The sequence below is a fragment of the Rheinheimera maricola genome (genome assembly GCF_016918075.2).
Taxonomy (GTDB): Bacteria; Pseudomonadota; Gammaproteobacteria; order Enterobacterales; family Alteromonadaceae; genus Alishewanella; species Alishewanella maricola_A.
In genome coordinates this window covers 43,569-65,651 of sequence record NZ_JAERPS020000002.1, presented here as the reverse complement: position 1 = coordinate 65,651, position 22,083 = coordinate 43,569, and the positions used below count along the sequence as shown (strand labels likewise).

At 47.7% G+C, this 22,083-nt stretch carries 20 protein-coding genes; 9 read left to right on the top strand and 11 right to left on the bottom strand.

Annotated features, from left to right (window positions below):
* Nucleotide 1 precedes the first annotated feature (1 nt).
* Nucleotides 2-451: an RNA polymerase-binding protein DksA gene (gene dksA / locus I4W93_RS05990; RefSeq protein ID WP_173499276.1), complete on the bottom strand. Its 450-nt coding sequence runs from the start codon at nt 449-451 to the stop codon at nt 2-4.
* Nucleotides 452-698: 247 nt separating this feature from the next.
* On the opposite strand from dksA, the gene pepB reads away from it, so the two are divergent.
* From pepB to I4W93_RS05960, 6 genes are all read left to right on the top strand, one after another.
* Nucleotides 699-1,991 carry an aminopeptidase PepB gene (gene pepB / locus I4W93_RS05985; RefSeq protein WP_205309329.1) on the top strand — a complete coding sequence of 431 codons (1,293 nt, stop codon included), beginning with the start codon at nt 699-701 and terminating at the stop codon, nt 1,989-1,991.
* A gap of 76 nt (nt 1,992-2,067) precedes the next feature.
* Nucleotides 2,068-4,512 carry an ATP-dependent helicase HrpB gene (hrpB, locus tag I4W93_RS05980; RefSeq protein WP_205309328.1) on the top strand — a complete coding sequence of 815 codons (2,445 nt, stop codon included), beginning with the start codon at nt 2,068-2,070 and terminating at the stop codon, nt 4,510-4,512.
* Nucleotides 4,509-6,782, top strand: coding sequence for a penicillin-binding protein 1B (gene mrcB, locus I4W93_RS05975; protein WP_205309327.1), 2,274 nt, complete (start codon nt 4,509-4,511; stop codon nt 6,780-6,782). The genes hrpB and mrcB overlap by 4 nt, the downstream gene beginning before the upstream one ends.
* Before the next feature lie 6 nt (nt 6,783-6,788).
* Nucleotides 6,789-8,951 carry a winged helix-turn-helix domain-containing protein gene (locus tag I4W93_RS05970; protein ID WP_205309326.1) on the top strand — a complete coding sequence of 721 codons (2,163 nt, stop codon included), beginning with the start codon at nt 6,789-6,791 and terminating at the stop codon, nt 8,949-8,951.
* A 95-nt stretch (nt 8,952-9,046) separates the two neighbouring features.
* Nucleotides 9,047-9,271: a hypothetical protein gene (locus I4W93_RS05965; protein ID WP_205309325.1), complete on the top strand. Its 225-nt coding sequence runs from the start codon at nt 9,047-9,049 to the stop codon at nt 9,269-9,271.
* Between the two features lie 86 nt (nt 9,272-9,357).
* On the top strand, nt 9,358-11,430 hold the full coding sequence (locus tag I4W93_RS05960) for a winged helix-turn-helix domain-containing protein (RefSeq protein ID WP_205309324.1): 2,073 nt from the start codon (nt 9,358-9,360) through the stop codon (nt 11,428-11,430).
* On the opposite strand, the gene hemL is transcribed toward I4W93_RS05960, so the two are convergent.
* From hemL to I4W93_RS05940, 4 genes are all read right to left on the bottom strand, one after another.
* The gene (gene hemL / locus I4W93_RS05955) at nt 11,427-12,707 is read right to left on the bottom strand and encodes a glutamate-1-semialdehyde 2,1-aminomutase (RefSeq protein ID WP_205309323.1); all 1,281 of its coding nucleotides are present in this window, start codon (nt 12,705-12,707) and stop codon (nt 11,427-11,429) included. The genes I4W93_RS05960 and hemL overlap by 4 nt on opposite strands.
* A gap of 43 nt (nt 12,708-12,750) precedes the next feature.
* Nucleotides 12,751-13,764 carry an aspartate carbamoyltransferase gene (locus I4W93_RS05950; RefSeq protein WP_205309322.1) on the bottom strand — a complete coding sequence of 338 codons (1,014 nt, stop codon included), beginning with the start codon at nt 13,762-13,764 and terminating at the stop codon, nt 12,751-12,753.
* 108 nt (nt 13,765-13,872) lie between these two features.
* On the bottom strand, nt 13,873-14,304 hold the full coding sequence (locus I4W93_RS05945; RefSeq protein ID WP_205309321.1) for a CopD family protein: 432 nt from the start codon (nt 14,302-14,304) through the stop codon (nt 13,873-13,875).
* On the bottom strand, nt 14,301-16,007 hold the full coding sequence (locus I4W93_RS05940) for a chloride channel protein (protein ID WP_205309320.1): 1,707 nt from the start codon (nt 16,005-16,007) through the stop codon (nt 14,301-14,303). The genes I4W93_RS05945 and I4W93_RS05940 overlap by 4 nt, the downstream gene beginning before the upstream one ends.
* Before the next feature lie 165 nt (nt 16,008-16,172).
* On the opposite strand from I4W93_RS05940, the gene erpA reads away from it, so the two are divergent.
* Nucleotides 16,173-16,514: an iron-sulfur cluster insertion protein ErpA gene (gene erpA / locus I4W93_RS05935; protein WP_205309319.1), complete on the top strand. Its 342-nt coding sequence runs from the start codon at nt 16,173-16,175 to the stop codon at nt 16,512-16,514.
* A 79-nt stretch (nt 16,515-16,593) separates the two neighbouring features.
* Here erpA and I4W93_RS05930 read toward each other — a convergent pair whose 3' ends face one another.
* Entirely contained in the window at nt 16,594-16,767 is a 174-nt protein-coding gene (locus tag I4W93_RS05930; RefSeq protein WP_205309318.1) for a hypothetical protein, read from the bottom strand.
* A 246-nt stretch (nt 16,768-17,013) separates the two neighbouring features.
* Here I4W93_RS05930 and I4W93_RS05925 point away from each other — a divergent pair, with 246 nt between their 5' ends.
* Nucleotides 17,014-17,256, top strand: a complete 243-nt coding sequence (locus tag I4W93_RS05925) for a helix-turn-helix domain-containing protein (protein WP_068232674.1) — start codon at nt 17,014-17,016, stop codon at nt 17,254-17,256.
* A 17-nt stretch (nt 17,257-17,273) separates the two neighbouring features.
* On the opposite strand, the gene I4W93_RS05920 is transcribed toward I4W93_RS05925, so the two are convergent.
* From I4W93_RS05920 to I4W93_RS05900, 5 genes are all read right to left on the bottom strand, one after another.
* Nucleotides 17,274-18,605, bottom strand: a complete 1,332-nt coding sequence (locus tag I4W93_RS05920) for an AmpG family muropeptide MFS transporter (RefSeq protein WP_205309317.1) — start codon at nt 18,603-18,605, stop codon at nt 17,274-17,276.
* 63 nt (nt 18,606-18,668) lie between these two features.
* Nucleotides 18,669-18,989 carry a hypothetical protein gene (locus I4W93_RS05915; protein ID WP_205309316.1) on the bottom strand — a complete coding sequence of 107 codons (321 nt, stop codon included), beginning with the start codon at nt 18,987-18,989 and terminating at the stop codon, nt 18,669-18,671.
* A gap of 57 nt (nt 18,990-19,046) precedes the next feature.
* Entirely contained in the window at nt 19,047-19,631 is a 585-nt protein-coding gene (locus I4W93_RS05910; RefSeq protein WP_224673298.1) for a peptidylprolyl isomerase, read from the bottom strand.
* 1 nt (nt 19,632) lies between these two features.
* The gene (locus tag I4W93_RS05905) at nt 19,633-20,184 is read right to left on the bottom strand and encodes a YajG family lipoprotein (RefSeq protein ID WP_205309315.1); all 552 of its coding nucleotides are present in this window, start codon (nt 20,182-20,184) and stop codon (nt 19,633-19,635) included.
* 2 nt (nt 20,185-20,186) lie between these two features.
* A complete protein-coding gene (locus tag I4W93_RS05900; protein ID WP_205309314.1) occupies nt 20,187-21,350 on the bottom strand; it encodes a methyltransferase in 1,164 nt (387 codons plus the stop codon).
* A 32-nt stretch (nt 21,351-21,382) separates the two neighbouring features.
* Here I4W93_RS05900 and I4W93_RS05895 point away from each other — a divergent pair, with 32 nt between their 5' ends.
* Nucleotides 21,383-22,006 carry an alpha-ketoglutarate-dependent dioxygenase AlkB family protein gene (locus tag I4W93_RS05895; protein ID WP_205309313.1) on the top strand — a complete coding sequence of 208 codons (624 nt, stop codon included), beginning with the start codon at nt 21,383-21,385 and terminating at the stop codon, nt 22,004-22,006.
* The last annotated feature ends 77 nt before the right edge of the window (nt 22,007-22,083 follow it).

Here is a 22,083-nt window from a genome sequence, read left to right as displayed (position 1 = left end):
TTTAGCCGCCCAGTTGCTTTTCCTTGATTTCTGCCAGGGTTTTGCAATCGATACACATGTCAGCCGTTGGGCGGGCTTCGAGGCGTTTGATACCGATTTCAATACCACAGGTGTCACAATAACCGAAGTCTTCATCTTCGATTTTTTGTAACGTTTTTTCAATTTTCTTTAGTAATTTACGCTCGCGATCACGCGCACGTAGCTCCAGGCTGAACTCTTCTTCCTGTGCCGCACGGTCTACCGGGTCGGGGAAGTTTGCTGCTTCATCGGCCATATGGTTTTTGGTGCGGTCAACTTCTTCGCGTAATTGCTGACGCCAGGCGTCAAGAATGCGGCGGAAATGTTCCAGTTGCTTCGGGTTCATATACTCTTCCCCGACAGCTTCCTGATATGGCGCTACGCCTGCAAGGGCCAGTAAGCCCAGCGTTTTGGTAGTCTTACCCTCTGGCATAATCATCTCCTGTATAATGCCAAGCAAAAAAATATGGCGGCTATAGATAGCAGAATATCGCCGGCATCGCAATCAGATTTAAAAAGACGCGGAAGTATACAGACTGCATCGCAAATCGTCACCTTATTTCAATGAAGAGCTTTGATGTACGAAAAACAGCATTATAAGCTGAGGCGCTTTAGTCAGAAAAAGCTTGTGATACACTGTGGCAGATAAACCGCTACCTAGCACAATTTAAGGAATTCAGATGGCAGACCTGATTCAAATTCAGCTTCAGTTACAAAGCGCGGCAGAAAAATGGGGTAAAGTAGCCTTTACGCCGGTGGCAGATGGCTTTCAGATACATGTGAATACTCAAGACCCCACGCGCAGCGTGCAAAAAGCGGCGCGTAATTTAAATGGCTTAGGTTTGTATAAGGTTCAGCTGGTAGGCGATCATTGGACATTAGCGTTGCAATGGGCATTTTATCAAGGCTTTTGTAATGCCAAAAATCATGATGGCGTGCTGTTTTGCGGGGACCAGGCAACACAACAACATCTGCAGCAGTTGGCGTTATGCTTTAGCTGGGCTAAGCAGCTGACCAATCAAACGCCGGATGAGCTATATCCAGAGCAACTGGCAAAACAGGCAGCCGCTTTTATTCAGAGTGTGGCGCCAGAGGGTTCAGTAACAAGCCAGGTACTGCTTGATCAACAATTGCTGCAAGCGGGCTGGCACGGACTGCATGCGGTAGGCCGCGGTAGCGCGCGCAAGCCGGCCATGCTGGTGCTGGACTATAACCCCACCGGTAATGCAGCGGCTCCGGTGACTGCTGCGCTGGTGGGAAAGGGTATTACCTTTGACAGCGGCGGCTATTCTATAAAAGCCACCGAAAGCATGCTAGCGATGAAATGTGATATGGGCGGGGCCGCTACAGTAACAGCGGCGCTGGCGCTAGCAATTTTGCAGGGGCTAGATAAACGTGTACAGCTTATTTTATGTTGCGCAGAAAACCTGATCAGCAGTAATGCCTATAAGCTGGGTGATATTATTACCTACAAAAACGGCACCACTGTTGAAATTGTGAACACCGATGCTGAAGGCCGGTTGGTATTGGCCGATGGCCTGATGTGCGCGGCAGAGAGTGGCGCCGGATTGATTATCGATGCGGCCACCTTAACCGGTGCAGCTATGACGGCGGTAGGCGGCGAATACAATGCGTTGTTTGCATTGGACAAAGTGTTGGCACAAAAGGCGCTGGCTTACGCAGAGCAAGCACAGGAACCGACCTGGCAGTTGCCACTGGAGCTGTGGCATCAGCAGCAATGCCCGTCAGCATACGCCGATACCGCCAATAGCAGGCCGGTAAAAGGCGGTGGTGCCGGCGGTGCCAGTAATGCCGCCGGCTTTTTAAGCCGCTTTGTGCCAAACGCAGGTAAAGGTTGGTTGCATTTTGATTTGGCAGCAGCATTTAACAACAGCAACAATGCTTATTGGGCCGCCGGTGCTACCGGCCAGGGCATTCGTACTATCAGCGCCGCCCTGCTAGGCGAAGCCTAAGCAGCAAACAAGGTTGGGGCGGCAGCCGGAAACAAGGTAAACTGGCGCTCATTAACCGTTATTATTGGTTTACCTAGTGTTACCTGTCGCAGATATTTTTCCGCAGTTGCTGGCATTGTTACAGCAACACAATAAAGTGATTTTGTCGGCGCCACCCGGTGCCGGCAAATCGACTTATCTACCGCTGTACTTATTACAACATGCCGATTTTGCCGGTAAAAAACTGCTAATGCTGGAACCGCGCCGTTTGGCGGCGAAAAGTATAGCAGCATATCTGGCTGCACAATTAGGTGAGGCCGTAGGCGACACCGTCGGTTACCAAATTCGTCAGGAACAAAAGCACAGCAGCAAGACGCGTTTGCTTATTGTTACTGAAGGCGTACTCACCCGCAAACTGCAACAAGACCCCGAACTTAACAGTGTTGACTTGCTGTTGTTTGATGAATTTCATGAGCGCTCACTGCATGCTGATTTAGCATTGGCACTATGTCTGGAAGTGCAGCAGTTACGGCCTCAGCTGCAACTGTTAATTATGTCCGCCACTCTGGATATGGCCCATCTGGCCGATAAACTTGCGGCGCCGGTGGTCAGCAGCGAGGGGCGTAGTTACCCGGTAACGGTAGAGTACGCTTTGCCCGGCAGCCAGCCATTGGCAGTACAAATGGCCGCCCTGGTACAGCAGGCCCTGAGCAAGCATCAGGGAAATATTCTGGTGTTTTTACCCGGCCAGGCCGAAATTAACCAAACTGCACAGCTACTGCAGCAACAAGGTGTAGCGCCTGATGTGCAACTGCATCGCTTGCTCGGCAGCCTGACACTGGTGCAGCAACAAGCGGCTATTGCGCCACCCCCTGCAGGTATGCGTAAAGTGGTATTGTCGACCAATCTGGCTGAAACCAGCTTAACAATAGACGGCATCAGTGTGGTGATAGACAGCGGCCTGTGCCGACAGAGCCGGTTTAATCCGCGCCAGGGCTTAAGCGTGCTCGAGACCGCCGCCATAAGCCAGGCATCGGCTATTCAACGCGCCGGTCGTGCCGGGCGTTTGTCGCCGGGCCACTGCTACCGGCTGGATACCGCAGAAAAATGGCAGCGCCGGGCCCGGTTTGAAGCGCCGGAGATTGAAATCAGCGATTTAACCGCGCTACGGCTTGAAGTTGCTGCCTGGGGCTGTCAGGTGGACGACTTAAGCTGGCTTACAGCGCCACCGGCTGGGTCTTTAGCGGTAGCAGAGCAGTTGCTGCAACAACTAGGTTTTATTGATAGTAAAGGTGTTATTACCAAAGCCGGTCGCCAGGCGCATAAGCTGGGTACTGAGCCGCGATTGGCGGCTATGTTGCTGCATGCGCAAACATTGGAGCAGCAAGGCAACCGGCATGCGCAGGCACTGGCGTGTGTGTTGGCAGCACTGCTGGAGGATACAAGGGCACTACAGGGCGATATTTACTCTCTGTTGGGGCGTGTAAAGCAGACGCTGCCACCGCAGTGGCTGCAGGCGCAAAGCTTTGCCCGTTTGCTGGGTTGTCAACTAACAGAGCAGTTACCGTTGGAGCTGACGGCAATACTGGCATTGCGGGCGTTTCCCGACCGGTTGGCTAAACGCCGTGGTCAGGGCTATCAATTAGCTAACGGTATTGGCGCTGCGCTGCAAGATAATCACAGTTTAACCGGGCAAGACTGGCTGGTGGTGTTGCATATGCAGCAATTTGGTCGTGAAAACCGTATTTACCATGCGCTGAGCATTGCGACTGATGCCATTACTGCCGACTGGCAAGCTGAACTAGGCTGGCAAACGTATACTATTTGGGATGAGAAAAGCGGCCGTTTTTATACCGAACAGCAGCTTAACTTCGGCCAATGTCTGTTGCAGGCTAAACCTGCGGCATTGCAGCTGACGGCTGAGCAGAAGCAGCAGGCTTGGCAAAGCTATATCCGTAGCAAAGGTTTAAGTTGTCTTAACTGGAGTGACGCAGCCTTGCAGTTACGCGCCAGAGTGACGCTGCTACAGCAGTATCAGCCTGAGGTGGGCTGGCCAGATTTCTCTGACGATGCCTTGTTAAACAACCTGCCGCAGTGGCTGGGTGCTTACCTGGCACCGCTGAGCAAAAGTGCGGCTTTGTCACAAATACCGCTGTATGATGCATTGCTGGCATGTTTAAGTTACCCGCAGCAACAGCTATTAAACCAGCTGTTGCCGACGCACTGGCAAGTGCCAACCGGATCACGTATTAGCATTGATTACTGTGCCGAGGGTGGGCCGAGGCTTTCAGTGCGGGTTCAGGAAATGTATGGCCAGATGAGTTCCCCTGCGGTTTTGCAAGGCCAACTCAATATTACCGTGGAGCTGTTGTCACCATCACGCCAGCCACTGCAAGTTACCCAGAATTTGGCCAGTTTTTGGCAAAATGCCTGGCAAGAGGCACGAAAAGAAATGCGCGGGCGTTACCCTAAGCACTACTGGCCGGAAGATCCGGCACAAGCGATGCCAACAACAAAAACAAAAAGGGCGATGCTTAAATGAGCCAAAAATCATCTCAAAGTAAAGGGCGAAATACCGCAAAGGCCGCACCGTACGTGTTACGTCACTGGTTAAAACGTATCAGCATATTACTGTTAAAACTGACACTAGTGTTGGTGTTGGTGCTGGTGTTTTATCTGGTGTATCTGGATAGTAAAATCAGTAAAAAATTTGCTGGCCAGAAATGGCAGGTACCCGCGCAAATATACGCCAGAAGCATGGAATTACTACCTGGTAAAGCGTTGACACAGCAACAGCTTATTGTGCAATTAGATAACTTGCAGTATCAGCGCAATGCTAAACTGGATGCGCCGGGGCAGTACAGTGTTTCTCGCAATCATGTCAGCATTTATCGCCGCCCTTTTACCTACATTGATGGCTATGAGGCAGCCATGTTGTTTAGCGTTGAGTTTAACCGCGGCGGTATAAACCGAATAATGCAACGCCAGCAAAAAGAAGCGGTAAATTTTGCCAGGCTAGAGCCGCAACTAATAGAACATTTGGTGGCAGCGCAGCAGGAAGATCGCGAACTGGTGCAATTGCAGCAAGTACCTGAACTGTTTAAAGATACTCTGCTATTGGTGGAAGACCGCGATTTCTATCACCATCATGGCGTATCACCGCTATCAGTAATACGGGCGTTTTGGGTGAACCTGGTCGCCGGCAGAACTGTGCAGGGCGGCTCGACTTTAACACAGCAGCTGGCAAAGAATATGTTTCTCAGCAGCGACCGCACGTTATGGCGCAAAGCAAACGAAGCACTGATTGCACTGGTGCTGGATTATCGTTTCAACAAAGATCAAATTCTCGAAGCATATCTTAATGAAGTTTTTGTCGGGCAAAATTATGCCAATGCTGTGCATGGTGTGGGCTTGGGTAGCCGATTCTACTTCGGCAAGCCACTAACTGAACTACAACCTGCCGACTACGCTCTGCTAATTGGGATTTTAAAAGGTCCTTCGTATTTTGACCCGCGCCGTTACCCGGAGCGGGCGCAGCAACGCCGGGATTTAGTCTTGCGGCTGATGTTTGAGCAACACCTGCTCGATCGGCAGCAATATGAACAGGCAGTAACGCAACCATTAGCCGTGATCCCGCGTGGCAAATATCTGAATGCCGGTTATGCGGCTTACATTGATGCGGTGAAAAAAGAACTACGTCTGCTCAGCATCGATGCCAAACATCAAGATCAGGGCATCAAAGTTTTTACCCATCTTGATACACAGGCTCAGCGTGCCGTTGAGCTGGCTGTAGCACAGCAATTGGCGGCGCTTGATCCGGACTTGCAAGCCGCTGTAGTGTTAGCCAATTATAAACAGGCTGAAATAATTGCCATGCTTGGCAGTAAAGATGCGGTCCAGGGTGGGTTTAATCGCGCAATTGATGCCCGGCGGCAAATTGGTAGCATTATAAAGCCGGTTATTTACCTCGAAGCCCTGGCGCAGCGTGGGCGATATACTCTGGCCACTTTGCTACAAGACGAACCCATTCGGCTGCGCAGCAATGATCAGGACTGGCAACCGCAAAATTTCGATAAGCAGCACCGTGGTCAAGTGACGTTATTAGATGCCTTGGCAAATTCTTTGAATGTGCCAACAGTCCGCTTAGGTTTACAGCTGGGTTTACCGGCTATTAATGAAGGTTTGCGCAAACTGGGGCTAGTGCGCAATGTAAAATTGCACCCAGCCGCGTTATTGGGTGCGGTTGAGCTTAGCCCACTTGAGGTATCACAGCTTTATCAGACAATCGCAAATAATGGCTTACATCAGCAGCTTAGTACATTGCAGGCCGTAACCGACAACAATGGTCACCCACTATATTTACGTCAACATCAATTGACCCGCCGCTACCATGAACAAGAAGTGTATTTGTTGCAGCATGCTCTAATACAAGCTGCAAAAACGGGCACCGCAAAACAATTACAAACGGCATTTCCGGGCGTAATTATTGCGGGTAAAACGGGTACGTCAAGCGACTATCGTGATAGCTGGTTTAGTGGATTCGACCAAGATACTGTCAGCACAATTTGGCTGGGACGAGATGACAACAAAGCTATTGGCCTGACCGGGTCAACCGGCGCGCTTAATGTTTTTAGTCGTTATCATCGCCTGCAAGGGGTTGATTCCATCGTTAAACCGATGCCTGAACAGGTATCTTTACAAGCGTTCTCAATTAACACGGGTTATCCGCAAGCAGAAAATTGCCTTAACGTATTGTTATTACCAGCGATTTCAGTTGAAATGCCAGTAATGTCCGAATGTACAGAAGAATAACAGCGATTGTCTGATCCTATGGCTATGAAACCCGACAGCCCATTACAGGTTGGTGACTGGCATTATTTACCTGAGCAAGACAAACTGGTGCAGTTTGATGCTGCAGGGAAAATAGTGTTGACGGCTGATCTGGACAACCTTTCGCAAAAGGTTGTGAACTATTTTATTGTCCATGCTGGCAAGCTGGTTACCAAAGACGAATTGTTGTTGGATGTTTGGGGTATTCGTGATGTATCAGACGGCAGGGTAACGCGCGTTATTCGGGTACTACGGGTGGCCCTGGGTGATGACACCCGCGAACCAAGCTATATTGAGACCATTCCTAAACGGGGCTATCGCTTTATTGCACCGATTAAAGTGTTGGCACCTGCAGATGACAATGAGCAAGATGATTTTACAGACGATGAACCAACGGCCATTCGGCGTAAAAATAACTACTTATTGTGGCTAACAATAGGCTTGCTCTTAATCGCTTCAGCCTCGCTAAGTTGGGTGTTTTGGCCGGAAAACACAAGTAACGAAACTGCACAAACGATCCCACTGCTACGTTATCAGCCTGTTACCTCGTTAGACGGGTTGGAGTTTTACCACAATGTGTCTGAGGATGAACGATACCTGTTATACAGCTACGCTAGTCCGGACAACGAGAATGTCACTGTGTTAATGCTCGAAGATTTACAAGAGCACAGACGACATCAGTTGACAGAAAGTTCGTACAGCAGTTTCGGGGCGGCATTTAGCCCGGATGGTAAACAAATCGCTTATCACCGTTACTACCCCGATGGGCGCTGCAGCATTCGGTTAGTGCAGTTTGATAATGTTAACTTTTCCACTGAAAATGATACCGAGTTAACTCCTTGTACAGACAAATCTCCATCATCAAGATTAGCTTGGTCACCCGATTCAAAGTATGTAATTTATTCTACAATCGGCGCCAATAAGCAAATAGTACTATTAATGAAACCAGTGCAAGGTGGTGCGGCAGACCAATTAACTACGCCGCCACCAAGCAGCTTTGGTGATTACGCTGCCAGATTTTCATTTAGGGGCGATAAGATTGTTTTTATTAGAGGAACTGGGAACCATGCACAGCTTTGGCTGTTAAACTTAGCCAACAGGGAGTTAACATTGCTGGTGAATGCTATTGGCACTTTACCGGGTAATGTGGGGTGGTCTGCAGATGATATGTACGTAATTTATCCATCTTCGCCAACGGTTATCAGTCGCGTTGAAATTGCTACAGGCGTTTCCTCGGTTGTGGCATACACCGACTTTGGCACAGGTGAGGTCCAGACACTACAAAACGGTCGTCTTTACGCGACGGTTGGAAATTTTGCTCACACTAACATTAAAGAAATATCAAATGCATTAATATCATCCGAGAATTTGAATCAGGTAGTTTTTAGTTCAAATAGAAATGAGAGTTATGCTGCTGCAAATCCTATTGAAGGTGGACCGACTGCAGTTGTTTCTCGAAGATCCGGCCTGCCTCAAGTTTGGCTGTTCTCAGAAAATGGTGTGCAACGTCAACTTACGTTCTTTGAAAAAAACGAGCGAATACGTAGTTTGGATTTTGCACCTAATGGTAAGGATATAATACTACAACTGCAAAATGAACTTTGGTTATTGTCTGACACTGGCGAGCTAACCCGGGTGCCGCACAGCGATAATCAGACGGTTACAGCCCCTGCATGGGGTAGCACTGGAGAGTATGTTTATTACGCTGAATCGATAAATGGTCGTTGGCAAATTGCACGTTATAATGTCGCGACAAAAAAAATTGACGCAGAGCCTTATGCTTTTGATCGAGAGCTTTATTTAGAGAGTTACGATGGTAAGTACAGCTTTTGGCGTGATGCAGTCAGTAAAAAGTTTTATGTAAAGTTCCAGGACTCAGATATTTTACAAGAAGTACCCATTTCGTTTCCAGATAATCAACTGTGGCTAAAGTTTCAGATTAAGTCATCAGGCCTTTATTTTACTTATTTGCTTGACGACATTTATTATCGACTGAAATTTTATGACGTTCAATCTAACAAAATAGTCGATGTGGTGGAAAATCAAACATTAACTCACAGCCAATTTTCTGTTTCAGCAGATGAAAAACGTATTTTTGTTTTAGAGTCTGTGCGTGGAGACTTTGACATAGCAGCTTTAACGCTGCCATAGACTTTTTATAATAATTTTATACTTTTATTATCGAGCGCGACTGTAAAACCAAAGTTACTCTTCTGGCACTTCCTCTAAACAAATAAAGGTGAGCCATGAAAGCAATAACTTCTTTAAAAGCAGGTCTTCTGATGGCAAGTTTGGGTTTTGTGTTAAGTTATACCCATGCTCCAACAGAAAATTATGATGCAGCGGAAGGTACATTAATATCGTGTATTTGGATTACCTATTGCGGTGAACCAGACATATACAGCCCGGTAAAAAAGCCAAATGACACAAAAAATGAAACTCAGGACGCTAAAGACGAGAAGCTAGCCTGATATATTGTCTTACAAATAGAAACGCTAAACATTTCCAATACTTAAGGTATAATCCGCCCAGATAATGTGAAGTCGGGCGGACCTTAATGTCAAATCTGGACCCTGTGGTACAAATTGGCGACTGGTATTATCAGGTGATCTACGGTCAGCTGTGGCCTGTTAGTGCGCCAACAGACAACGAACAGATGGTGCGACTGGAACCCCGCTTACACAGTTTGCTAAATTTTTTTCTGTTACATCCCAATAAATTACTCGCTAAAGATACCCTGATTGAAAAAGTCTGGCCGGTAGAAGAGGGCACCGACGCCGCTGTAATGCGTGCAGTTGGCGCCTTGCGAAAAGTATTAGGTGATGATGTAAGAGCACCAACTTATATTGCCACCGTATCAAAAAAAGGCTACTGCTGGCTGGCTGATATTAAAGCTAGCAAGTTGATGGTTGCCGAGGCTAACGAGCCGATTGATAGTAAGGACACTGTCGCGGTAGACAGTGATTATATCGCAACAACACCGCATTGGTCTTGGCGTGCTATTGCATTAACTGCACTGGTTGTGATTATTTGCTGTGCTAGCTTAGCCTATGTGCTGGCTAAATATACTGCTGTGCCACTGGTTAAATTGCCCGATACGATAGCACCTATCAGTGCGCTGAGCGGTCAGGAGTATTGGCCGGTGTTAAATGTTGAACAAAGTCATGCGGTTTATCAGCACAAGGCGCCTGATGAAAGCGCACTGCACTGGAGTGTACAAAGGCTGGCTGATCTTCGGGTTGAGCATATGCCACAACAATACGTGGAGCTGTCGCAAGCTTTGTGGCTGGACTCACAGCATATTATTTTCCGTGGGCGTGACATAGAAGAGGAATGCCATTTTTACCGCCAACGTATCCTGCCAGTGCCAGAAAAACCTGCTCTACTCTGGCCGTGTCATAGCGTTTTACCTCAAGGTATCGCAGCCTGGCAGCAGAAATGGTTGTGGTTGGACACCAATGCGACTAACAAAGATTTGCAATTGTGGTCGGCAGAAATCAACGAACCGAAAGTGCAGCTGGCGACAATTCCGTTTTATTACCGCAAGCTTGAATACATGTTGCAGCGCGACGATAGTATTTATTTATTGGCTCAAGAAACGCATAACAACAGTGTTTTGTTGCAACTCTCACTTCCAGATGGCCAGCCAGAACCGTTAGCACAATTTCCCTTTTTACTTGAACACATGTCATGGTGGGATAAATCGCAGCTATTACTGTCACCGGTAGAGCAAGGTCTGCAAATATACGATTTGCGTAATAGTAATATTCAAAGCCTGGGGCCACTAACCCGAGAGCTGACGCAAGCGGCAAGATATTCTGACCAGGTTTTGGCGACGCAGTTCCTTGATTTTACTACTGACATTTTACAATGGCTGCCTGGAAACGAAACGGAAAAACTGCGGCCTTGGCATGTAAGCAATCGCAGTGAGCGCTTAGTTGCTGTATCCCCTCAGCATACCGCTTTTGTATCTGAACGAGCGGGACATAGTCAAATCTGGCTGGCAGATGGCGCAAACAGCACCCAACTTACCCGCCTAACTAACCAGCAACAAGTGCAGCAATTATTGTGGCACAACAATGATTTGCTGATATTACTCAATGGTCAATTACACCGGCTGCAAGTAGACACAACTGAGCTTAGCTTACATCCACTACAGGCAAATAAACCCGGGCGATACGCCAGTTGTAATACACGGCTATATTGGACGGAGTTGACTGAGCGAGGTTGGGTATTGTTTAGCGCGCAGAATTATACCTCGCAGCAAGTGCTGGCGGGTGTAGTAGATGTGCGCTGTGCACCTGACAACAGTCTGTTGCTGCAGTTCGCCGAAGACACTGCGTTAAGCCTGCTAAGTGCCACCGGGCAGTTACAGCAACTGCCGGTTAGCATAGACTGGCGTAAACAGGACGCAGAGCAGTGGTTTGTTGATGACAGCGGCATATATTGGTTAGCGAGCGACAACAACAGTGTGCATAGCTATGTTTGGCAAACGGCGCAGCATAATACAGTGGCATTACCCACTGGACAGCAAGCAATCGCAATTTACAGCAGCGGTAACGGGCTGGGTTATATCGTGCGGCCAAGGCCGCATGATACCGATATTGTCTGGTTGCAAAACCGCCGTTAAAGCTGTTTAAAGCCGTGCTCTGCCGCGGCGATAGTTTGTGCCAGGTCATCGTTAGTGTGAGCCAGTGACAAAAAGCCAGCCTCATAAGCTGAAGGCGCCAGATAAATACCTTGCTGTAACATCAGATGGAAAAAGCGCTTAAAGGCGTCGATATTACACTGTGTTGCCTGAGCAAAATTTGTCACTGTGGCTTCGCCGGTAAAGAAGAAACCAAACATACCGCCCACCTGGTTAGTCGCCAGTGGTACACCGTGCTTATCGGCGACTGCTTTTAAGTTGCTGATTAAAAACGTTGTTTTTTCAGTGAGTGCCTGGTAAACACCTGGTTTACTGATTTCTGTCAATGCGGCTAAACCGGCCGCCATTGCGATGGGGTTACCAGATAAGGTTCCGGCTTGATATACCGGGCCAAGCGGGGCGATATGCTGCATAATCTCGCGCTTACCACCAAAGGCGCCTACCGGCATACCGCCACCGATGATTTTACCTAAGGTGGTTAAATCTGGCTTCACGTTATAAACCGCCTGCGCACCGCCCAGTGCCACCCGAAAACCGGTCATGACTTCGTCGAAGATCAGCACGGCGCCGTACTGATCACACAGCTGGCGTAAGCCTTGTAAAAAACCCTCTGCCGGAGGGATGCAGTTCATATTGCCGGCCACTGGCTCGACAATAATGCAGGCAATGTCATTGCCGTGTTCAGCGAACAGCTGCTCTAACTGCGGCAGGTTATTAAATTCACTGGTAAGAGTGTATTTGGCAAAGTCGGCAGGTACACCGGGCGAGTTTGGCACACCCAGTGTTAACGCACCAGAGCCGGCTTTTACCAGCAAAGAGTCGGCATGGCCATGGTAACAGCCTTCAAACTTAACAATGGTATTACGGCCGGTATAGCCGCGCGCCAGTCGAATCGCACTCATGGTGGCTTCGGTGCCGGAGCTGACCATCCGCACCATCTCCATGCTCGGCACCAGTTTGCTAACCAACTCGGCCATAGTAACTTCAGCCGGGCAAGGTGCGCCGAAGCTTAAGCCTTTAGCTGCCGCTTCTATTACGGCATTGCGAATAGCTGGGTGGTTATGGCCAAGCAACATTGGGCCCCAGGAGCCGATATAGTCAATATAACGTTTGCCATCAACATCAAACAAATAAGCGCCGTCGGCACGGTCAATAAACACCGGGGTGCCACCGACGCTTTTAAATGCGCGCACCGGTGAGTTTACGCCGCCGGGAATGGTGTGTTGGGCACGTTGAAATAATTCTGCAGATAAAGACATAAATCAGCTTCCGATAAGTAAGAAGAAACGGCTGCCAGCCGCATTAACCACTGTGCTTGTTGCTATACCATGGCACAGCGCACTCGTAGTTGGTAATAATGTTTTCGACCCCGAGCGTCAGCGCAAACAGTGCCATACGCACCAGAATGCCGTTATCAGCCTGGCGGAAAATGGCTAAATTGGGGTTCAGGTTTAAATCGTTATCCAACTCGTTTGCTTCGACCCGCGAATCACGCGGTAGCGGGTGCATAATCACGGTGTTGGATTTACAGTAACGGGTGTAAATTTCCTGATTTAAGCGAAACTTGCCACGGTATAAGTTGGCTTCGGCTTTCGACGGAAAGCGCTCTTCCTGAATTCTGGTTTGGTAGACAATATCGGCGTTAAGATTACCTTCCAGCACATCGGTAACGGTGACCTGATGGCCAGCATCTTCTATGGCACTGACAATCTCGTCCGGCATCGCCAGCTCTTTGGGCGCAATAAGGGTAAAGCGCAGGTTTTTGTAAAGTTTTAACAGCTTGGATAACGAATGCACAGTGCGGCCAAACTTTAAATCACCGACCATGGCGATATGCATAGCATCTATGCTCTGGCCCGAGGCGGCCAGTTCGCGCTGTATAGTAAAAAGGTCCAGCAAGGCTTGTGTCGGGTGCTCATTGGCGCCGTCGCCACCGTTTAATACCGGCACGCGACTACCTTCGGCAAATTCCGCTACTGAGCCGGCCTGCGGATGGCGCATGGCAATAACATCGCTGTAGCTGCTGATCACTCTGGCTGTATCAAACAGCGATTCGCCTTTAGATAGTGCCGAGGATTCCATGCCGGTTGTTTCGCGTACTTCACCGCCTAATAAATTAAACGCACAACCAAAGCTGACACGGGTGCGGGTACTTGGCTCAAAAAACAGGTTGCCTAAAATGGCGCCTTCGAGCACTTTAGTCCGCTTTTGCCGGCTGGCGTACGGCTGCATATTACGGGCAATATCGAAAACATGTTGAATGGTATCGCGATCAAACTGGCTTACCGAGAGGATGTGTTCGCCTTTAAAGCTCATAGTCAGTGCTCTTTTCGCTGAGGATTAACCCGGACCGGAACTGGCCCGGCGCCGGCAATTAGACGGCGCCATTATACGGTAAGATAACGGTTAAAAGCGAATGCCGCACTACATTGGTTTAAGATATGCCAGCAACACTATGGTCAGTAATACCAGTACTGGCAGTTCATTAAAAATACGATAAAAACGCGGGCTGCGCCGGTTACGGTTGTGTTTAAAATCTGCCAGAAGCTTAAAGCAGTATCCATGATAACCATACAGCAGCAGTACTAACAGTAACTTGTAATGCAGCCAATTGCTGGCTTTGAACCAGGCCGTGCCATAGCTGTAAATCAGCAAACCACCGAATACCAATGTTAACACTGCAAAGGGCGTAACAAAGTACAGTAGGCGACGTTCCATCACTTTAAATTCGGCATCGCAATCTGCGCTGCGCGTTGCGGCATGGTAGACAAATAGCCGTGGTAGATAAAAAATGCCGGCAAACCAGGCGACCATAAAAAACACGTGTAAGGCTTTGTATACAAGGATGCTTGTCATAATAAGTTGTTCTGCTTTACCAGTAAGCTGCGCACCTGATCCCAACGGATAATACCAATCAGCTGCTCAGGCTCTTGTTCGCGGTAAATATAGACTGCACCCTCGCGTTTATCTTCCAAAATAGCAAATACTTCAGCCATGGTAGCTTGATGGTTCAGACCTTGTATTGACAAATAATGCACCGCGCTGGCACCGGTCATTGACAGCTGAACATCGTAACTGGCCAACATGATCTCTGTGTTGTCACCTTGTGTGCGCTTCACCAGCAACTGATGGGGCGGCTCAAGCATATCCAGCGCCTGTGTTACCTGCTGCTCTTGTGGGTTATGCAGTAACTGATACTGATTATCCAGCAGGGCCAGCACACCAACTTTTTGCAATACGTCATCTGCCGGCGATAGCTTGTATGGCATTTGTAGAAAATCTAACTGCAGTAAAAAAATCGACTTGTTGTTAAAAAACTGCACGCCGGTAATGTAAGCGGTAGTGATTACTAGCATGGCAGGTACAATAATGCCAGGGTTGTGCGCCAACTCCATTACTGCGACCAACGCAGCCAGTGGTGCGTGCATCGTAGCGGCCATTAAGCCAGCCATGCCAAGCACCGCATAGGTGCCGGCGATGCTGTTATCGCCAATAATAGCAGATGGAACTATCGCCAGTATGGTACCCAGCACAATACCGATACCAAACACCGGGCCTATTACGCCCCCCGGCACACCCAAACCCAGCGCAAAAAGCGTTAGTAGCATTTTGCCGATAAAAATCGTTAGCAGCAGAGCAACGTCATTAGGGGCATTAACGGCATAAAAAATGGCGCCGGTTTCAGCTCCCATAGCATGTGGGATAACATAGCCAACGGCCGCCGTTAGCGCACCGGCTAGCGCCAGGCGCAGTAGTAGTGGCCAGTTTTTAAATAGTTTAATTAACCGCATCATATTGTTATTAAAAACAAAAGCAATGGCACCAAACGCGATGCCGCACAATACGAGATAAGGTAGATGCCAGCCGCTGATTGACACGATATTTAGTAATGCCAGCTCTTTGTCACTACCAAATACGCTTTGTGTTGCCAGAGCGCCAACGACAGACGATAGCATTATGGGAATAAATACATGCACACGATATTCACGTAGCACTACTTCCATTACAAAAATCACTGCTGCTAGCGGCGTATTAAATGATGCCGAGATGCCAGCGGCAATACCGCAACCGGCTAATATGCGAATGCTGTTGTAGGGCAATTGCAGATATTTGCCTAATGTGCTTGCTGCATATGCACCTAAATGTACGGACGGCCCTTCGCGACCAACCGAGAAGCCGCTCGCTAATGCCAAAATACCACCAAAAAACTGATTTAGGGTGTTACGTGTTGGCATCATGCCGTATTTGAGTTTAATACGATGAATCACAAATGGGATACCGAGTCGGTAATGCTTGTAACCGGTTGCCCAGGCGATTACGCCAATTAATATTGCGCCTGACAGCGGAAATAACCAGCGAATGTCTGCGCCAACGCTGGCGAAATCGTCTGGTTTATCGAGAAAGAAACTTTGTAAGCCGATAATAGCCAGCCGAAAAAGGATAATTAACATGGCAGCCGCAAGACCACCCAACATACCCAGAATGCAAAGTTGCAACGACGTTTGCGGTAGAGCTAAACGACGTTGTAATGACGGAAGCCAGATTTGCCAGCGCTGCATAAGCCATAACACCCGTGATGATTGGATAAGAGTTTAACATAAGTTGCTGAGCAATCAGCTTAATTGTACTAACTCGCCGCTAAATTGCCGCAGCTTGTGCTAATACTTGAATAAAATAGTCAGGTATTAGATAATTCACACCTTAGTAAAACCCTTGGAGTTGTTATGTCAGAACCTGCAGTACCTATTGAATTTACTGATGCAGCAGCACGTAAAGTTGCTTTGCTAGTGAGTGAGGAAGAGAATCCGGGGCTGAAACTTCGGGTTTATATTACCGGTGGTGGTTGCTCAGGCTTTCAGTATGGTTTTACCTTTGATGAGAAAGTAAACGAAGGTGATTTTTTAGTAGAGAAACAGGGCGTTTCCATGGTGATTGATCCCATGAGCCTACAGTATCTAATGGGTGGGGTAGTCGACTACACTGAAGGTTTGCAAGGTAGCCGCTTTGTTGTACAAAACCCTAATGCCACTACGACATGTGGGTGTGGTTCATCTTTTTCAGTTTAAATTTAATTTATTTGTAAAAAATAAATTACAAAAATGCGCAAGCTTTAAGCTAGGCGCAAGCACTACTGTTGATGTTGCGTCACCTTGCTGTCAGCAACATCAGCAGCCATAGCGTCAGGGCAATTATCGCATTAAAAGCAATAATATAAGCAAAACCTTTTTTGCCCTGCGTAATGCTCCAGCCGTGCTGTCTAAGGTAACCATACCACAGCAAACTCATAATTAACGGCATCAAAAACAGTAGTTTTATCATCTTTTCCCTGCTTCTTATTTGGTTTAACCCAGGCCTTCACGGGCATAGGTTAACACTTCATTTTGGCATTTGACGGCACTGTAAAGTGGCTGTACATATTTTAACAGTTGTGGCTGTACGCTCGTCGCATCCTGTGGTTTAATTAACCGTTTTTTATTGCTTATTGCATTTGCAATAAGGTTTGTAATTTTGCAGGAAGTATTTTTGACATAATAAAAGCGTAACACGCTGGGAGAAGAAAAAAACATGAAAGGTACAAAAAGTGTAATTTCTGATGAGAATAAACGGCTGTGTGTTTGGTTAAAACGCCAACGCCAGGAAAAAGGACATACTATGCGTAGTCTGTCAGAAATTTTAGGTACGCCCCACTCTTTTATCGGCAAAGTAGAAAATCAAGAACGTCGTCTGGATGTAATCGAATATGTTCGGTACTGTCAGGCATTAGACGTTGATCCCACGGAAGGGTTAAAACAGGTATTGTCTGCCTGATTTTGCCAGAAACGCCGCTAGTTAGCGGCGTTCTGCTTTAAACGCTGGCGCTCAATCAGCACAATTAAAACCAGCGCCGGTATACCCAATACCGCCGTAAAGATAAAAAACTGACTATAACCCATCTGATCTACCCATTGGCCGGAAAAGCCACCGGCAAATTTAGGCAACAGCAACATAAGCGAACTGAATATGGCATACTGGGTGGCAGTAAACGCCAGATTAACTAAAGAGGCTAAATAAGCAAGAAAGGCACTGGTAGCGATGCCTGCGCTTAAGTTATCTGCCGAAATGACAAAGGTTAACCACATCAGATCATAGCCAATTTGGCTTAATACCGAGAACAGCAAATTAGTTATCGCACTTAGCACTGCACCAATAAACAGGATTTTAATAACACCAAACTGGTTAATCAACACTCCACCAAGGGCTGCGCCTATTAATGTCATAATAACGCCATAGACCTTGGATACACTGGCAACCTCTTCTTTGCTAAAGCCCATATCAACATAAAAAGCGTTTGCCATAACGCCCATAACAACGTCGCTCAGGCGGTAACAGGCTATCAGCAACAATATTAGTATTGCATGCCATTTATAGCGGCTGAAAAAGTCGACAAATGGTGCCACCACTGCCTGTCGTAACCAGGCGGCGAAGCGTTGCTGCGTTGAACCTTGTGCGGCTCTGTGTTGTTGTAAATTACTTAGAGGCTCTTTACTAAGCAGAGTGGTTAGTATACCCGGAAGCATAAGCAAAGCCATGACCAGATATGCTTGCTGCCAACCCGCCAGGTAATAGCCGTCATCCGGCGAAAATAATGCTGCCAGCCAAAGCGTGCCGGCTGATGCCATGATCATTGCCAAACGGTAGCCGCACAGATAGGCAGCAGCAAGCGCAGCCTGCAAATGCTCAGGCGCACTTTCGATGCGAAATGCATCAACATTGATATCTTGTGTCGCAGAAGCAAATGCCAGCAGCACCGCAAACGTCGCCATCAGCCCCAGGTTTTGCTGCGGATCTTTACCCGCGATGCAGATAATTGCTATCACCACTGCTAGTTGTGACGTAATTAGCCAACTTCGACGTCGACCCAGTTTTTGATGTAGATAGGGAATGTGCAGATGATCTGCCAGAGGCGACCACAGCCATTTCACCGCGTAAGCCAGGGCAACCCAACTAAAGTAGCCAATATCAGCACGAGAAACCCCGGCTTCACGTAACCAAAATGACAGCACGCCAAATACCAGCATTAGCGGTAACCCGCTGGAAAAGCCAAGAATGAAGATGCTAAGTACCCTACGCTGACAATAAATGCTCAGACTACTAAGCGAAAGGCGAATAAAGGACAAGGCGGTAATCCATCAAACCATCAGGCTTGTTAGCTTACCTTGCAAATAGAGCGGGTCAAGCAATTAAGGTCTGACACCCACACAATTAGCGGGCGCCACGCCATAACCTTTGAGGTAACACAAACAGTCCTGAATATTGCGACGTAACTGCTTATCATGTTTTAACGCTGTGGCCGGCCAAAACTCTAACTGATGGATAAGATGCCAGAAAACCCGCTCTCGATGTGAATAAGGTTGGTGAGACTGCAAAGTCAACTGGCCCCATTCTTCCAGCGTATCCCAGACAAATAAATGCAACTCGCTGTGTGGCAGACGCCCACGCAAGTAGCGGGAGATAAAAAATATCAACTGTTGTGATTTTAAATCTATGAATTGCTCTGCCATAACAAGCCTTAACAGTGGCCCCTAATGGAAAAACTGTTAAGGCAAGTATAGCCGGTTTTATTGCTCTGGCAGCACGACAGCGGTTTTTAGTACTACCTTTTCGACCGGGACATTAGGCCAGCCTAACTCTATCGACGTATCGGTCGGAATTGCGCGGATTTTTTCGATGACCTCAGTACCTTCACTGATATAACCAAACACGGCATAGCCCCAGGTTCTGCCAGGGTCCAGGTGAGTATTATCCTGCAGATTAAAAAAGAACTGGCTGGTGGCGCTGTGCGGATCATTTAGTCTGGCCATTGCAATGGTGTATAGCTGGTTTTTCAAGCCATTCCCTGACTCATTAAAAATCGCTTTGAGCTCTTCTACCGGCCGGTAGTTTGCGTCAAAACCGCCGCCCTGCAGCACAAACTCTGGTTCTAAGCGATGGAATACTGTGTTGTCATAACTCTTCTTTTTAACGTAGCTAAGAAAATTATTTACACTGATAGGGGCCCTGCTGCGGTCCAGTTCAACAACGATGTCGCCATGCGATGTCATCAGTTTTACTTTAGGAAATAAATTGTTTGGCTGAATAAATTGCCCGGCGATACAGCCAAAAGACATAAACCATAGCGCAACAATAATAGTCAAGGATTGCATACTATCCCCTTAGCTCATTTTTCCAGCTAGTGTCTTGTAGCAATTGAGCTAACACTTGCTCGATTAAAACCCGTAGTTCACGTTCGACGGCGGCTACGTCCATCTTAAACGGGGCAGTAAAGCTGCTATCACCGGAGTAGGTTTTGCTAAACGTGCCTTGATCATGTTGAATTGAAACGGTAAATGCCACCTGATTAGTGACTGCATGCTCCAGTGTATGCTGTTCAACTAAGGCCTGTAGCTGGACAATTTTTACGGTCATCCGTTTTGCACTGTTGCTATTAAGGCTGGCACCTTGCTGGCTTAATACTTGTGAAAGTGTTTGCTCCAGCTGGGCTCGCAGGTCATTTTGCGTTTTAATGTGTTGTACCTTGTCGCCATTTCTTAGCCGTAGCGAGTAGGGTACGCCGCGCTCGTCACTGACATTAAAGGCAAAACTGCTTTGCTGCAGCTGGTTTGACTGTGGCCAGAAAACCTGCGGTGATAAAATAAAGCTGGGTGTCGGGCTGCTGCAACCGGCTAACAGGACTACGACGAGCAGTAATAAACGCATACTTAACTCCTTTTTATGACTTCTAAGATAACAAATTTTGCATCAGCACTTAGGTGACGGCAATTACCGAACAAGCGTTTAAGTAAATCCTGATAGCCCAAATGGCGGTTTGCCACGATGCGTAGTCGTCCCCCTTGCCTTAATACGCGCTTAGCGTCGGCAAACATTTGGCTGGCAATATGGCTGGTAACGGCATGCTGCTGATGAAAAGGTGGGTTACACAGCACGACATCAGCTGATTTATCCGCTTGCTGGCTTAAGCAGTCGTCGGCAATAAACCGGCATTGTAGTAGATGCTGTGGTAGATTTTCCGCAATGGTTTGCCTGGCTGAGTCAACCGCCATATAGGACTCATCGCAAAACAACATCTGAATTGCTTTTGCCTGGCTTAGCAGAGGCAGCCCAAGTACACCGTTGCCACAACCCAAATCAATTATAGTTTGGCCATCTTCAATATCAGGAAGATGCTGCAAGAAAAAGCGTGCGCCCTGATCCAGTTTTTCGCGCGAAAATACATTGGCGTGATTCACTAAGGTGTAAGCACTGTTTTCTAATGGCCAGCGCAGGGGGAATTGTACCTGTGATACCGCTAACGATGGCAATTGCACCTGGCATCGCACCAACCGACATTTTTTTACGGTCAAAGAGGCTGAGGTCGGTCCCAAAGTTGAACTAAACATTGCCAGTACATTTCGATTGATATCTTTCGCTTTGGCACTGGCTAAAACTGCGCTGTCTGGGCTAATGGTGCTCGCCAATTGTTGCAGAATGTATTGCAAATAACTGTGATTATTAGGTAGTTTCAGCAATACAATATCCGGCTTGTCCGGGTATTCCTCCAGGCTGGATTTTTGCTGTAGGTTATTCAGCGCAAGATTATTCTGACTGCGATTGTGTAGGGTGCCTAATTCTGCCAGTACTGAGTCATTAATCTGTGTCTGTTGAAATTGCGCCAGCGCGCACGACAGAGCACCATAGCTGTCATTGATAATTAATAAATGTGGTTCGCGCTGGTACTGCGTTTTAAACTGCTCGGCAGCTTCAAACGTATGTTGTATCAATAGCTCATCGGCGGCATCCCAGGCTTGTAAACTGCTATTCGGCTGATTAAGGGGCCAACGTTGCAATTGCAAGCTGCCCTGAGCATAGGTAAATGTAGTATTCATAGATACACGAATGAAGAAGTAAGGTAGGCATTTTGACACGGCAACTGCATAGCGACAACCAGCAATACCCTTTACAGCATTTTAGTTTGCCGGATGCCCATCTAACGCTATGGTCGAATTGGTTGGCGTCAGATGAAGCACTGCGATTGATGCAACAGCTACAACAACAGCTGATGTGGACACAAGACAGTATTGTCATGTTTGGTAAAGCTGTGAAGATTCCGCGTTATCAAGTCTGGATGGGCGATGCACATTGTAGCTACCGTTATTCAGGTACCACGTTTAGCCCCCAAGCCTGGCACCCGGCAGTGCAAGCCATGGCGCAGCAGCTAAGTAGGTTTTTAAATCAGCCATTCAATTGTGTGTTATTGAATTTATATGCTGATGGTCAGCAATATATGGGCTGGCATGCTGACAACGAGCCAGAGCTGGGGCATGATCCTGCAATCGCATCGGTTAGTTTGGGGGCGTCGCGACGCTTTGAACTAAAACACCGTTCGGCTGCGTGGCAACTTGCACTGGATTTAACGCCTGGCAGTCTGCTGTTAATGTCCAACGGTTGTCAGCAGCATTGGCTGCATCGTTTACCTAAGCAAAGCAAAGTCGATGCTGCGCGGCTGAATCTGACCTTTCGTTATATCGCCGCAAAAGCTTAGACAAATTTATTTTTAGTAATATCACCAGCCCGTTAGTTAGCATTATTTAACTTGACAGCAGAACCGGCTGGCAAGTT

What these genes read in the sequence shown, in the direction of transcription:
- dksA (WP_173499276.1), bottom strand. Translation starts at nt 451, where the DNA reads ATGCCAGAGGGTAAGACTACCAAAACGCTGGGCTTACTGGCCCTTGCA.
- pepB (WP_205309329.1), top strand. Translation starts at nt 699, where the DNA reads ATGGCAGACCTGATTCAAATTCAGCTTCAGTTACAAAGCGCGGCAGAA.
- mrcB (WP_205309327.1), top strand. Translation starts at nt 4,509, where the DNA reads ATGAGCCAAAAATCATCTCAAAGTAAAGGGCGAAATACCGCAAAGGCC.
- I4W93_RS05965 (WP_205309325.1), top strand. Translation starts at nt 9,047, where the DNA reads ATGAAAGCAATAACTTCTTTAAAAGCAGGTCTTCTGATGGCAAGTTTG.
- I4W93_RS05960 (WP_205309324.1), top strand. Translation starts at nt 9,358, where the DNA reads ATGTCAAATCTGGACCCTGTGGTACAAATTGGCGACTGGTATTATCAG.
- hemL (WP_205309323.1), bottom strand. Translation starts at nt 12,707, where the DNA reads ATGTCTTTATCTGCAGAATTATTTCAACGTGCCCAACACACCATTCCC.
- I4W93_RS05950 (WP_205309322.1), bottom strand. Translation starts at nt 13,764, where the DNA reads ATGAGCTTTAAAGGCGAACACATCCTCTCGGTAAGCCAGTTTGATCGC.
- I4W93_RS05945 (WP_205309321.1), bottom strand. Translation starts at nt 14,304, where the DNA reads ATGACAAGCATCCTTGTATACAAAGCCTTACACGTGTTTTTTATGGTC.
- I4W93_RS05940 (WP_205309320.1), bottom strand. Translation starts at nt 16,007, where the DNA reads ATGCAGCGCTGGCAAATCTGGCTTCCGTCATTACAACGTCGTTTAGCT.
- erpA (WP_205309319.1), top strand. Translation starts at nt 16,173, where the DNA reads ATGTCAGAACCTGCAGTACCTATTGAATTTACTGATGCAGCAGCACGT.
- I4W93_RS05930 (WP_205309318.1), bottom strand. Translation starts at nt 16,767, where the DNA reads ATGATAAAACTACTGTTTTTGATGCCGTTAATTATGAGTTTGCTGTGG.
- I4W93_RS05925 (WP_068232674.1), top strand. Translation starts at nt 17,014, where the DNA reads ATGAAAGGTACAAAAAGTGTAATTTCTGATGAGAATAAACGGCTGTGT.
- I4W93_RS05915 (WP_205309316.1), bottom strand. Translation starts at nt 18,989, where the DNA reads ATGGCAGAGCAATTCATAGATTTAAAATCACAACAGTTGATATTTTTT.
- I4W93_RS05910 (WP_224673298.1), bottom strand. Translation starts at nt 19,631, where the DNA reads ATGCAATCCTTGACTATTATTGTTGCGCTATGGTTTATGTCTTTTGGC.
- I4W93_RS05905 (WP_205309315.1), bottom strand. Translation starts at nt 20,184, where the DNA reads ATGCGTTTATTACTGCTCGTCGTAGTCCTGTTAGCCGGTTGCAGCAGC.
- I4W93_RS05900 (WP_205309314.1), bottom strand. Translation starts at nt 21,350, where the DNA reads ATGAATACTACATTTACCTATGCTCAGGGCAGCTTGCAATTGCAACGT.